This is a genomic window from Stenotrophomonas sp. STEN038 (genome assembly GCF_056759895.1).
Window position 1 is genome coordinate 72,366 of record NZ_JBRRDW010000001.1, and the last position, 13,000, is coordinate 85,365.

The following is a 13,000-nucleotide window of genomic DNA, read 5'->3' on the forward strand; positions in this document are numbered from 1 at the left end:
CACATCCGTGCGCATCGTCCACAATGGGCGCCGCATCGGTTTCAAGTTCAGCTGCGCGCTGATGGAAGCCAAGGTGATGAACCGCGTTCTCGGCGAACCGGTCGCGTACTTTGAAGGTCACCGGTACCCCGATGGCGTGCGCTACACCGGTCAGGGCAAGTTGGATGTAGAGGTGATCCTCCTGCAGCACGACCCGCTTGCATGCCTTCGCTGGTTGGAGCAGCAGGTTGAAACCGTTGGCGGTGTGCCGGCAATGGACCCGGGGCTGATCAACTACCTCCGCAAGCGCATCCGCCGCTATGCGGTTGAAAGCACTCCTTATGGCCATGTGGTCATGGGGGGCGCTGTGGACTCCGACGGGCTCGCCACTGTGCGCCACAAGCGCATGCTCAATCCAAAGGTATGGGGTTCTCCGCTGCTCAAGGCAGGCGACAAGGTGGAGATCACCGCCCGCTCTGAAGGTGACTACCTGCTACGTGCTGGTGGCGCTGAAGTGGTGCTCCGTGAGGATGAGGTCCGCGCGGATTTCGACCTGCCGCAGGTGTCCTGCCAGGACGGCTGGCGAGAGGCCCATGCTTCACGCGAGGCAAAGTTTCCGGAGCTGGCACGGTCCATCCGGGCCCACCTGATCGCCTGCGGCGCCTTCGCGGTCACCGGCTGGGATTACCAGACCGAAGACATGGTCGAGCTGCTGATGGGTCGCCATGGCCTCAGCGCGTGGCGCATGGGCTGCGGTAAAGGCCGGCTGGCCATCGCGCTGGCCTTGGCCGGCGGCCACCACAACGGCATCGTCGTCGAAAGCCGCCTGGTGGATGAGCTGGTCATGCAGCTGCAGGAGTCCGGGGTTGATCCCTCGCTTTGGCAGGTGATCCAGACGCCGGAACAATGCGCCAGCCTGCGCAAGATAAATATCGTCAGCTACAACACGCTGCGGCGCTCTGTCGTTCCTGGTGCCGGCCGGCGGACCTTTGCTCGGCTGCTCCGCCGCCGTCTGAGTCTGGTTGCGGCCGATGAGGCGCACCTGTTGCGCAACACCGACACCGAGCAGTCGCGCGCCCTGGCAATGCTGTCGCCTCGCCGCCGCTTCTCTATGACCGGTACGCCGCAGGCAAACTACGTGCAGGACATGCTTCCGCTTACCCAGTGGACCTTTGGCGACGGCACGGCGGTGCAGCCTTACGGCCGGCATCACCCGTTCATGGAAGCTCGCCTGTGGAAATCGATGTCCGCTGCAGGTCGCGGTACCACGGTCTTTGCAGAACGACACGTGGTGACCGAATGGGTTACCCGCGAGTGGGAAGATGGCATGCAAGTTGGTGCCAAACGACAGGTCCCGAAGATTGCCAAGATCGAAGTTCTCCGGGAATGGGCGGCGCCGTTGCTGAAGCGCCGCCACGAAAAGGAACCGAAGGTTCGCGCGCACTTCAATACCCCTGATCCGATCATCACCCCCGTTACGATCGATTGGGACCCCGCTCACCTGTCTCATTACCTGACCATCGCAGACGAGTTCACGACCTGGTACCGGACAGCACACGACGATGCGGCTAAGCGCGGGAAGAACCTCAACCTCGTGGCCCTGCTTGCACGTATCGGCGCGGTGGAGCGCGCCTGCAATACGCCGCAGTTCATCGGCAAGGGCAAGGTTGAAGTGCCGTCCTATGGCCCTCTGACCTCAAAGCAGCGCTATGTGCTGTCCAGGCTGAAGGCGTGGACTGCAGAGGGGCACAAGTCCATCTGCTACGCCGACTCGCCAACCTCTGTTGGCATCTACGTCCGCGAGTTGGAAGCGGCCGGCATTGAGGCGGTGCCGTTCCATGGCAAGCAGACCATCAACGCCCGCACCAAGGACATGAACCGTCGATTCCGATTCGGCGATGCGCCGGTCATGGTCGCCAGCAAGGACTGTGTAGAGAAGGGCCTTAACCTCTGGCAGGCCTCCCGGGGCATCCTCGCTACCCGCGACTGGAGCCACACGAAGGAAGAGCAGATGATGCGCCGCTTGCTTCGTCCTCAGCAAACCAAGCTCGTTGAGTTCGAGTGCGTGAACCTGCGCGGCAGCATCGATGAGTACCAGCACCAGATGACGATGATGAAGGGCGATAGCGCTGGCGCTGCCATCGACTTCCTAACCCCGGAAACGGAGCAAATGGAATTCATCCATCTCGACCAGATCATGGCGAGCTTCGTCAGTGACCTGAAAGCCCGCGCAGGCTTCGAGGGGCACAACTTTCGCGAACTCCTGCGCGGCGTACCCTTGGCGGCCTAACAATGATGACCGGGGCTAAGGGTTGAAAACCTCCATAGAGAAACTGAAGACGATCCACGCATCCTTGGGCGATGACTCCATCGCCCTGAAGGTGGATGGCTCCAGGCACATTCGCACCGCCCGGATCCTTGGACGCGAGGTGGACAGCGAAGGCATCGAACGCGTCTGGCTGGATCGCGTGCTACTCGACCGGTCCGAGTTCGATTCGATCTCAGATGGCTGGAAAGGGACGGGCGCCATCTCTACGGTGCTCTACCGGACGACGACACCGGCCAGATAGCCGCCAAGGCTTGGACTCCGATCCGGGTCCTGCAGTACGGACCAACTTTGGACGGATCGGCCCCCCCGGTACCCTTACAGCCAGACACCACACAAACGCGCAACTCGGTATCCCTTGTGAAATTGAGCCCCCTTCAGGACCTTGCCCTCGAGTCGATCGACCTCTGCCAGGGTGTTCCCGAGACGATCGCGTTCTTGCGCCAGATCGGGATCCCTGTCCAGGTTGTCCCCTTCGTCAGTCCAGCCGCGTTTCTGGACTCCGTTGAGATAGTTGAGGGGGCGCTCCGTATTACCCCGTCCTGCCGGGTCTCCAACCTGCTCCACGAAGCTGGTCACATTGCATGTGTCCCCCCGGCTTACCGTCACCTCATGTCGGGCAACTTGTACATGGGGACCAAGGCCATGCTGGACTCGCTCACCACTTTAGAGGTGGAGCCAGATTCCCCTTTGATGCGGGCTGTCATCCAGTGCAGCGATCCCGAGGCCACTGCTTGGGCCTGGGCAGCTGGCGTCCATCTTGGGCTGCCACAAGAGCTGATCATCCTGGATGAGGAATACGACGGCGACGGCCAGACCATTCGTCTTTGGCTACAGGCTTCCGCCTACTTGGGTATCAACGGGCTGATGCATGCGGGGATGTGCCAGAACCCCCGCAGGCCCGGTGGCTACCCCGCCCTGCGCACCTGGCTGCAGGACGCGACCCATACCGGAGGCCGGCCTATGGGCTAGCTGGTAGCTTTTCGGCTGCTGGAATCTGTCAAAGCGGGCACTGAGAATGCCGTCGAAACTGGTACCGTAGCGATGTGCCCAATACCAGTACCAAAGTACCCTGCACAGGACGATTGTGCGCCCAGCGCGCCGCAGTCTGCATAGGGTCTCAGCAAGCGCCGGCAGCCTTGGCCATACCGGCAGTGCATAACAGAGAGGAATTGAAATGATCCGAGCAACCCTGTCCACCCTCTATGGGATCCTTTCCACTGGCTCGATGAAGTACCTTTGCCTGGGCTTGCTGATGAGCCTGCTCTTGTTCCTCGGCTCATCGATCGCTACGGCATATGGGTTCCAGTCCAGTGACCCTTTCCTTCTTCGCTGGTCTGTGATGCTGCTGTTCACCATGTTCGTGGCCTTCGTCTTTGTCTTCGTAGTCGCCATGCCGACCGCCTACCGACTGGCCAAACTGGACCGCAAGCTGGGAACCACCACCAGCACCAAGCTTTGATTCGGCAATTGCGCAACTTGTTGGAGCCCCCGCTCCTGAGAGAATTAGGGCGTCCAATACTGAGCAAACTCAAATGACGCTGCTGACTACTGCCCCCCGGTTGATCACGATTGAGGGGGGCGAAGGCGTTGGGAAGACCACCGCGATTGATGTCCTGAAAGGAGCCCTTGAGGCCGGCGGCCACGAAGTGGTCACCACCCGCGAGCCGGGCGGAACCCCGCTTGGCGAAATGCTCCGCGGAATCATCCGTGGCAGCCTGATCGATCAGGAAATCACGCCGCAAGCCGAGCTACTGATGCTGTTCGCAGCTCGCGCCCAGCACTTGGCGGAAGTCATCACGCCCGCGCTTGAGCGCGGCGCCGTGGTCCTCTGTGACCGCTTTACCGATTCCTCCTATGCGTACCAGGGCGCCGGCCGCGGCGTGCCAGCCCCTTACATCAATGTCCTCGAACAGGCATTCGTAGGAATGACGCCGGGCCTGACCATCCTGTTGGACGCCCCGGTCGCCGTTGGGCGCCAGCGTGCTGCCCACCGTGGACTGGCTGTTGACCGCATTGAGGCCGAGCCCGATGAGTTCTTCAACCGCGTCCGCAACGGATTTCTGGAGCGTGCAATGGCCGATCCTGCGCGGATCCGCATCATCGACGCAGCTCGTAGCCGCCCCGCCATCATGACCGACCTGCTCGGTGCGGTAGATGGCTGGCTGCTGGCCAACCCGGCAGAGGAGTCCATCTCGTGAAGATGACGGGTGCAGAATTCAAAGCCTGGCAGAACTCCGACTGGGACGATGGCTACTGGGAAGAGTACGAGTTGTCGATCAATGGCGTTGCGGTCGAGGACTTCGATCTGCTCAATATCAGCGACGCCGACAAGATTGTGGTGACCGGCGGCATCGTGTTCGAGAGCGCGAATGATCGTGATGGGCGCTCGGCACAGTCGCACTTCAACCGCTGGAAGAAGTCGATCACTGTGAAGTTCCTGTCGCTGCAGGTCGACAAAGATGACCTTCCCGCGCTGCAGGAGGTTCTGGCGCAGTTCGGGAAGGGCCGGCGCAACTTCAAGCTCTCTGGCGGTGACTGAAAAACCCTCCTGCGCACCATTCTCCTGCGAATGCACCCGATGACCACCGAACGGCAATCAATTGCTGATCGCGTCAAGGTTGCCCGCCAGCGGAGTGCATTACCGACAATGGAACGCCTCCTTCTCCCGTGAGTGACCAATGATCATCAAAGATGAACCGGAGATCGTTCGCAGGGCAAGGTCGATCGCCGAGCGGGCGCATGCCAACCAGTTGGATCAGGCGGGCCGCCCATACCTTGAGCACGTCCGCAGGGTGGCTGCCGCGGTGCAAGATGATCCGGTGGCATGCGCCTTGGCCTGGGTGCATGACGTCAAGGAAGACCATCCTGAGTACGCTGCGGAAATCAATTCCACCTTCGACGCAGAGTTCGTCGCGGACCTCGAACTGCTGACCAGGAAGGACAGTAATGTCGAGGCCTACTATGCAGCAATACGGCAGCGCCCTCGCCCTCACCGGGTGAAGAACGCTGACGTGGATGACAACGACGACTCCGAACGTCTGGCTCTGCTTGATCCAGCACTTGCAGCCAGGTTGCGGCGCAAGTACGCGAAGGCTCGTGCGCTTCTCAATTTAGACAGAAACTAGCATCAGACAGGCGCGTGCATCTGCGAGGGTGTAATGCCATCGAGCTATCCCCAGCCGACTCAGGACAGCTCTGCGGTGGCGGGCAATCCAGCTATAAATATCTCCTGAGTGCCTTGTCACCTGCAGCTCCCGAGAGAAGCAGAACCAGTGAGGCCGCCCAATTGGCGGCCTCTTCATTCTCTGACCCCATAGGTCACCGCGCTACGCACGTGCCAATGAAGCCCTCAAGGATGTGATGTCGCACTTCCTATTTCTACCTTGTCCTGGTTAGGGGTCGCTAGATCGCATCACGGTTGATTGCTTCTGCGATCTGCTCGATGTATTCGCAAGGCAGCTCGACCTTGGTGATCGCTTTACAACTTTTAGCCATCGCGTGCTCTGCGAAAATTTCAGCACACTCAAGGTCACATCAGGGGCACATCATGTCGAAGTCGGTACCCTCCCAGAACGAAGTTTCTACCATTCTGGATGGGGCGAACTTTGTGGTCGTTCAATGGGGTGAGCAGACCAGCGACCCGTGCCACTGCGCCGTTACTGCAGATGCACCGCCGAAGGGAGGCTACGCTACCGGGACCGATGGTCGAACCTACTCCGGGATCACGCGCCACGAGCCATTCAGTGCCGCCACACACGTAGGTCTAATCCAGATGGCAGCAAACGGAGTGCGCCGCAGGATGGGCGCCTTCAAGCGCAAGCTGGTTGTTGCACTCGTAGCAGACCACGACCTCACCCTGCCCGAGGCTGTAGCCGCGGTCCATTCTATTCCGGAAGCCTTGGCAGACCTGGTTTTGAGCGGCGGTCCCGATTGCATCGCCTCTATCCTCGAACATGACCGACCCAACGGGATCCGCAGCCTCCTGGCAGACAAGGCTTATCAAGGCTACGAATTCGGCCAGGGGGTTACCGTCGAGGATGCTACTGGATGGGACTACACGTTGCCGGGGGATACTTGGTCGCGCAAGGTGTATTGCCTTGACGATGATGATCAGCAAACCCATGCGGTCAACCTGACCGTCCGCTTTGCTGGTTTCAATGTCACCGAGGTGTACGCCCTCGACGCGAGCGGGAACTACATTGGGTCACCCGAGCAAGAGCTTCCGACCGCGGCCTAGCTCGGCCCCATGAGTGGTTCCGTAGACACACAACCACCGTTGACCACCTACAGGGGTTCCTAACCGATGGTGTACCGGCCACGGTTGGGCGCTCCACTTGACGGGCTGGCAAGCGAACATTGCAGCCGATGAACAAAAATCCTCTCAAGCAAGATTCAATCGCCCCCTGGAGACCTCCCCATTGGGCCCTTTTATTGATCTCAATGCTGGCTGCAGCCTTCACAGCGGCAACCATGTTCACTCCAGATCCCCAGTGGGCCACGGCGGCTTTTGTCGGACTTTGCGTGGTGTCAGCTGCATCGGTGGGCTTGCTCTGCCGAGCGGCCTGGACGCGGTATGTTGATTACTGGCCCGGCATCACCGATGTAACCGCCCTGGTTCCCTCCGCGTGCGTCATTGCGGTAGCGGTAGCCGGGCGGCACCTCTTCTGAGGCAGGCCTGCCGCGAGGGCGCACAGCAGTAGAGCGGGCCATACGGCTTTGAGCTGAATTTGGCCATGTCAAACCGGGCGACACGATGGCGCCGGTCAGTAGAACGAAAGGGGGGACTTGATGGGCAAGAATTGGCAAAGGTACAGACCACCTATGGGTGCGCCCGTGCAATGGGGGTTTAAAACCAGCGGCTTTGTGATGACGACGTTGAATGGATGCGTCGCGTGCTTGGACGGCCCCTTTAGTGGTGAAGGTCCACTGCTCCTCTCACTTGTTGGAAATGGCTTCCTGAAGCCTGGCCTGAAAAAGCATGCAAACCCTATAGATCTAATCAATGCTCTAAGACGACGTGAGATCACGTTCGCATTGAAATCTGGTATTGCGGCAGCCTTTGGGCAGATGTGGCTGGGGCGGCGCGGCTTCTTGTGCTCATTCCCCCTTCTCTCATGGGCGTATCGATTCCTTTCGATGGCTTTGGCTTGCGTTGAGAAAAAAGATCCATCGAACGGCGGTTATTCGGAACGATACATCGAGGCAGTGTCCAACTCGTTGGTAATGGAAGCGGAGGTAGTTCGAGCCGGTTTCGAGGCCCTTGACCCAGAAGTCCGTTCGGTTTGGGACCTGGCCGCCCCATGGCTTGCTGGCGCCCTGCTCATGGATCACATGGACGGCAAGGGGTTGATCGAGTGCGCCGGCGCCATTGTTGACCTAGACGATGCTCTACCGGCGCTCAAGACTCTTTGGCCCGCAGACGAAGATATCCTCCAACGCGTTGCGGAGCACAATCGCCCGGAACCTACGGTCGGCGATCTCATCGAGCATGGCTCCAAGGAGCTGGTTGTCATCTCGACCGACCCCCGGAGAAATCGGTATGAACTCCAGGTAATCGAGCTGGAGAGTCGTCTGGTCCTCAACGTAATGGTGGGAACCATTCCCCCGAACGCCAGCTGGAGAAAGCTCGACAACTCAGCATGGGTCGAGTTGATGGAGGGAGCTTGTAAGAAGGGCCAGTCATGGCAGTTACAACCGCTCCTTGAACACTATAGGGAAAACGGTGACCACGCACGGGCCACACTGATCAATCTGGCCATGGCCAGAGCATGCAAGGAATCAACGATCCAACAGAGGATTGCCCGCGCGATCGCAGATTCCCTTGCTGCCTGCTCGGAAGAAGACCGCACTGAACTCTGCCGTCTGTTCCGCGAACTCACCCCCATCCTGCACACAAAGGGAAAGGGCAATGTGTCTTATCAGGTAGCGCAAGATGAGGCGATGCGAGCGGCTGTCCGATGGGGACAGCTGCCACTTGCTCAACCTGTGACAGCCCTGCGGCCGGAGCAAGAGAAGCCGGTGACAGCACGCCTGAATCCAAAGTTGCAGGGTGCCGGCCTCGTCAAGGGCCGGAGCCAGGTGGCGCCAGCTGGAACGTCCCATCGGATCGTCGAGATCGAGTGGGACGCCCGCGCCGATGCGATCAGTGAGCTGCAGCAGATCACGTTCGCATGGCTTGAGGACAAGCTCGGCACTTCCATGCCGACGCGATGGCGCGAAGGGAACCACGAATTCAACCACCACTCACTGCGTCTGGAAACAGAATTCTTGGGCGGCCTGTTTGCCTTCCGCTTCGAGCACCCAGACGGACGAATCGCTGGCCGGCGCTGGCGTGTGGAAGGCACCTTGATCAGGAACGGCGACCAGGGCGGGGCTGGCATCCGACTCATCGCCGTCGACCATTCCAAGAACCTCGGGGATGTGCCCTACTCCGTGCCCGGGATTGCCCAACGCTGGCTGTCCACTGGAAAGCTGTTGAGCATCAAGCGAGACCCTCGTGAGGTTTGGCTGCTGCAGTCCTCAATGGACTTCTTCGCCTTCCGCAACATCGCCGGAGATAAGCTCCGGGCCGTGGGCTTCTTGGTGACCGCCGGCAGCACTTGCCCTGACATCCCCCCGCACCTGGTCGGGACGACTGTCCATGCCCACCTGGAAGAGAGCCAAGCTGGTCAGTACGCCAAGCGCTTCGGTGTTGCGCCTGCGGAAGGCGAGGTCCACCTGTTCCCGTCGATGGCCGCCGCCCCGACAACTATGCCCTTTGCCTCTGCCGGGGAGATGGAAGCGGCAATCCGCGCAGCGACGGCTCGGAAGGTCAGGCTGCCCGAGTTCTCAGAGGTGCGGCAGCAGATCCGGGCCGCCCAGGTCGACACCGCGCGGCGACAAGGCTCCGCATCTGCCGCATCGATGGGCCCGGTAGCTGAGGCAGATGAGCAGATGGTGGTATCTAAAGTCGATACCGATGCCGAAGAGATGCTGGCCATTGCTCAGGATGATCTTGAGCTGGCCCACCAGAAGCTCGCTCGAGCCGACTCCGATCTCCGTGAGGCGCTGCATACGATCAGGGCACTGAAGCTGCGACTGGGCGATGAGGTCGTTGATGTTCCCGCCGAATCGGCGACGCTACCGGAATCGTTTGATCATCTTCCGAGGTTCGCCAAGACGCTGCGGCCGCGCGTCGTAGTCTCCGCACGGGCCATCAAGGCGGCCAACGAGTGCAAGGACACTTTCCAGGAACAGACCCTTGTCTTTACGACTCTGCAAGCCTTGTCCGATCACTACTGGGAGATGCGTTTCGGCGATCGCGATGGTCACCTGAAGCATTGGCAGGACTTCCTCCGCGACAACCATCTTACCTTCGGCCCTGTCGGCATGGCTGTTGACAGCTCAAAGTACGGGCCGGCCTATCGTGTGAAGGTGGACGGTCACACCTACCCGCTGGATCTACATGTCCAAGGCAGCAGTACGCGGGATCCGTCACGCTGCTTGCGGGTATACCTGCACGCCGATGAAACAAAGCAGCGCGTACTTATCGGTCACTTGCCGTCCCATCTGGACAACAGGATGTCGTGATACTTGCCAACTTCTCAGCACCACTTGTCCCTATATTCTTGAAAGACGCGGAACACATGGAGGTCCTCCTGAGGAGCGCCTGTATGCCTCTTTACCTGAATTTCCATAGATCAAGGTTGCTTTGAATGGACAAGCATTGCGTGGCCACTTGGCACTTCCTCAGTGGAGGCGACAAGTGCTTACTTCGCCTAAACATCGCCGGCAGCAGTCTTGTCACCAGCGGCCAGCATTGTCAGGTTCTCCCCGGTACTACTGAGGTAGATTCTGACGACCTCGATAACTTCGGGTGGAATGAACTTCCTGAGACCCTGGCATGGCTGCGTACCAAGTACGAGGAGCTCCTCTCACAAGGCTGGGCCCAGACTCACACGACCGGTGCCGTCGGTGATCACGACATTACGGTGACTGACGTGGCGCCAGCCAAGCTCGCACCATGGACGAGCGCCAGAGAAACGATCGGCCCTGCCATCCTCTGAGATCATCCCGCCCGGCGGGCGGCGCGAGACCATCCGCACAGCTTTGTCGCTCAACTAGGGCCGGAACGACCCTAGTTGACAACATCAGATCCACCCCAGGCGTGTTGATATAGGGGCTTCCCTATGCAATGTCCAATCGAAACGATGTCATCTGGACTCTGGATATACCAATCGCCAGAACGCCACGGAACCCACAAGCTGGTCCTGGTGCAACGCGGTCACACCTCTTTCATCGCCCAGCGCCAGCGCTACAACGCTGACGGCACTGCGGTGATCCTCAAGCCCAGCGACATGCATCACTGCAACTCGCTTCAGAACGCCCACGATTGGCTGCTGGAGCAGCATCGGCAGCTCGCTCAGAAGGGATTTGCGATCACATCTGAGGGCGGCGTGTTCAGCCGCAAAATCACACTCTCGTTGGCCGAGGCACTATTGCGGCAACGCGCCGCTTCGCACCTTGTCGACAAGGCCGCTGCCATGCTCCCTCGCTTCCAGGCGGCGGTATACAACAGCCGGCATCGGCGCAACCGAAAGGCCGGCTCTAAGTGCCGGTTAGGCAGGCTCATCTTCTTCTGAGAATCCAACTTTTGCAGATCGATCTCCGTGGTGTGATGTAGTCAACGAAACCACCGAGCTACTGATGAAAATCCCGCCCACTTCTGCAACTTGGATTTTTGAGAACGCCAAGGAGATTGGGGAGCGCCAGCTGCACATCGACTTCCTGGGTCCAAGGCAATGGGATCTGATGGAAGACCGCTTCGTGTGCCGCACCACCACCCCGGCTGAATCCCTGGACGTGGCGCTGGCGATGGCCAAGGAGCGGGCCAAGGATCTACTCGCCAACGGCTTCGTGCTGACCCGTCGCAAGGGCTTGGCAGTCAAGCACGACATCGGTGTGAAGTACCGCCAGGCCACCCCCAGCGCCTAAGCAGCACCGACAAAAGTAGACCTTCAGTCTGCACCGATCTTCGACAGTTGAGACGTGATCCTTTCCTATCCCATAAACTGGCCCCATGAATATGAGCTCATCACCCTCCCCCAATCCCTCATCCGCAACGACAGACCGCGCACCATCGCCTCTGAAACGTTGGAACGAAATGGCAAGCGTGCTCATCATCCTGGTCGCCGCCGCCATGTCCATCCTGTTCAACAGCTGGGCAATGTTCTGGACGATCAGTGGGTTCGCAATTGCCATCGAGATCTTCTTCGCGGCGCTCTGGCGATTGGTCTGCTGCCCTGTGGATCGTCAGCTGACAGTCGGAGATATTCGTGGCCTTGATCGGATCATTGCCTTTACGGCACTTGCCGCCCTGGTCCTTGCTGTGATCGGTACTGCCGACCGCGTCATATGGTCGGAACGGGATACCCCGTATTCTGTCCAGATCCAATCGGACTATCGCTCCGGCACCCTGACAGATGATCAGTACCGCCTCTTCGCCTGGAGCTGCGAGGAAAAGTACGGCAAGAATCCAGTAGAAACCATGCGATCGGGCCAGGACACCTATGTCAGGTGCGGCGGGCAGTGGCCCGGCAGGTTGACCCTGGCTGCCAAGACAGATCAGTTCAACAGAGCGTTCGCAAGCTACTGGGATGATCCAAACAAGCCAGTGACGATCACTCCCAAGAAGTAACAGTAGGCCCGGCAATGCCGGGCTTGCTCGTTTCTGGACGTGGTAACTCCCAACTTTCGCGGCAGAGAGTGATCGTTAGGATTGAACCATCAACCGAGACGACTAAGCCATGACAGCCAACACCGCCCCGCTTTCCGGCCGCCTTCTGATTCGCCAACTCGGTGAGCGGGGCGCGTGCATCGTCGGGGGGCTGAACTTTGCTGAGCACGTTCAAATCCAGGAGGGCGCGATGTATCTGCTAAGCGTCCGCAATGGGCACGTAATGGCCCACCTGCAGGCTCTGGACGACGGCATCGACGCCGACAACATTTTCGCAAGCGCAGGCGACCTTTTGCGCAACCCCATCTGGCGAGGGACATCCATTGAAGGCGTCGTTGCTGTCCGCTTCTTCAAGGCATTCCCCAACACCAATGGATGGGCCGTGTTTGGCGCTGGCCAACACGAGTTCCCCCTGCTGGCCGATGAAGGCGGCCATGCGTGGATCGACGTGACTGGCGGGCAGTACCTCGCAATCGCTGCGCCTGCATCAGCACGTGGCGAGGCGATCGGAAGCATGCTCAGCGGCCATGCTGTGTGGCCAAATGGGAGTGGTGAGTTGTACACGTTGCCTAACCTCCATTCGCAGGTGAGGCCGCACTTCGAGCGTAACTCGGCACTGCTGGCAAGCCTGGGCCGTGGTGAGGTCTCGGCGGACCATTACGTCCAGACGGTACGGAACGATAGATACCTGCGAGAAGTGGCGCCCTACGGTAGGCCCGACATGGATTTCGCGCGCTTTGTCGCCCACATGCACGCTCGTGGCATGGCAGGCGCAACCGACCCTCAATCCGTCGAGCTGTTTGCTCGCCGCGAGGCGGTGACAATGGAATGCATAACCGAAAGCCTGCCGGTCGCTGCCTAAGACGGTGTAACTGGGCGCTCCAATACGCGCGGCGTCACAAACCAGTCCCCGCGAGTGCTAACCCGGCGAGCAGCGGCGAGGAATGGCCACGCAACTTGCATGGACTGCAAAGAAG

General features: G+C 59.9%; 14 protein-coding genes. All 14 read left to right on the forward strand.

Annotated features, from left to right (window positions below; translation table 11 throughout):
• The first annotated feature begins 7 nt into the window (after positions 1-7).
• Positions 8-2,269 carry an SNF2-related protein gene (locus ACVOLS_RS00430; RefSeq protein ID WP_481543965.1) on the forward strand — a complete coding sequence of 754 codons (2,262 nt, stop codon included), beginning with the start codon at positions 8-10 and terminating at the stop codon, positions 2,267-2,269.
• 22 nt (positions 2,270-2,291) lie between these two features.
• The gene (locus ACVOLS_RS00435; protein ID WP_481543966.1) at positions 2,292-2,549 is read left to right on the forward strand and encodes a hypothetical protein; all 258 of its coding nucleotides are present in this window, start codon (positions 2,292-2,294) and stop codon (positions 2,547-2,549) included.
• A gap of 116 nt (positions 2,550-2,665) precedes the next feature.
• On the forward strand, positions 2,666-3,277 hold the full coding sequence (locus ACVOLS_RS00440) for a hypothetical protein (protein ID WP_481543967.1): 612 nt from the start codon (positions 2,666-2,668) through the stop codon (positions 3,275-3,277).
• 205 nt (positions 3,278-3,482) lie between these two features.
• Positions 3,483-3,767, forward strand: coding sequence for a hypothetical protein (locus ACVOLS_RS00445; RefSeq protein WP_481543968.1), 285 nt, complete (start codon positions 3,483-3,485; stop codon positions 3,765-3,767).
• A 73-nt stretch (positions 3,768-3,840) separates the two neighbouring features.
• Positions 3,841-4,506 carry a dTMP kinase gene (gene tmk, locus ACVOLS_RS00450; RefSeq protein ID WP_481543969.1) on the forward strand — a complete coding sequence of 222 codons (666 nt, stop codon included), beginning with the start codon at positions 3,841-3,843 and terminating at the stop codon, positions 4,504-4,506.
• 2 nt (positions 4,507-4,508) lie between these two features.
• Positions 4,509-4,847 carry a hypothetical protein gene (locus tag ACVOLS_RS00455; protein ID WP_481544074.1) on the forward strand — a complete coding sequence of 113 codons (339 nt, stop codon included), beginning with the start codon at positions 4,509-4,511 and terminating at the stop codon, positions 4,845-4,847.
• 139 nt (positions 4,848-4,986) lie between these two features.
• Positions 4,987-5,433, forward strand: coding sequence for a phosphohydrolase (locus ACVOLS_RS00460; RefSeq protein ID WP_481543970.1), 447 nt, complete (start codon positions 4,987-4,989; stop codon positions 5,431-5,433).
• Positions 5,434-5,855: 422 nt separating this feature from the next.
• The gene (locus tag ACVOLS_RS00465) at positions 5,856-6,545 is read left to right on the forward strand and encodes a hypothetical protein (RefSeq protein WP_481543971.1); all 690 of its coding nucleotides are present in this window, start codon (positions 5,856-5,858) and stop codon (positions 6,543-6,545) included.
• A gap of 551 nt (positions 6,546-7,096) precedes the next feature.
• On the forward strand, positions 7,097-9,877 hold the full coding sequence (locus tag ACVOLS_RS00470) for a TolC family protein (RefSeq protein ID WP_481543972.1): 2,781 nt from the start codon (positions 7,097-7,099) through the stop codon (positions 9,875-9,877).
• 125 nt (positions 9,878-10,002) lie between these two features.
• Entirely contained in the window at positions 10,003-10,353 is a 351-nt protein-coding gene (locus ACVOLS_RS00475; protein WP_481543973.1) for a hypothetical protein, read from the forward strand.
• Between the two features lie 123 nt (positions 10,354-10,476).
• On the forward strand, positions 10,477-10,929 hold the full coding sequence (locus ACVOLS_RS00480) for a hypothetical protein (protein WP_481543974.1): 453 nt from the start codon (positions 10,477-10,479) through the stop codon (positions 10,927-10,929).
• Positions 10,930-10,993: 64 nt separating this feature from the next.
• Entirely contained in the window at positions 10,994-11,281 is a 288-nt protein-coding gene (locus ACVOLS_RS00485; protein WP_481543975.1) for a hypothetical protein, read from the forward strand.
• A gap of 178 nt (positions 11,282-11,459) precedes the next feature.
• Positions 11,460-11,984 (forward strand): hypothetical protein, encoded by a 525-nt coding sequence (locus tag ACVOLS_RS00490; RefSeq protein ID WP_481543976.1) that lies wholly within the window; start codon positions 11,460-11,462, stop codon positions 11,982-11,984.
• 109 nt (positions 11,985-12,093) lie between these two features.
• Positions 12,094-12,885 (forward strand): hypothetical protein, encoded by a 792-nt coding sequence (locus tag ACVOLS_RS00495; protein WP_481543977.1) that lies wholly within the window; start codon positions 12,094-12,096, stop codon positions 12,883-12,885.
• Positions 12,886-13,000: the final 115 nt, after the last annotated feature.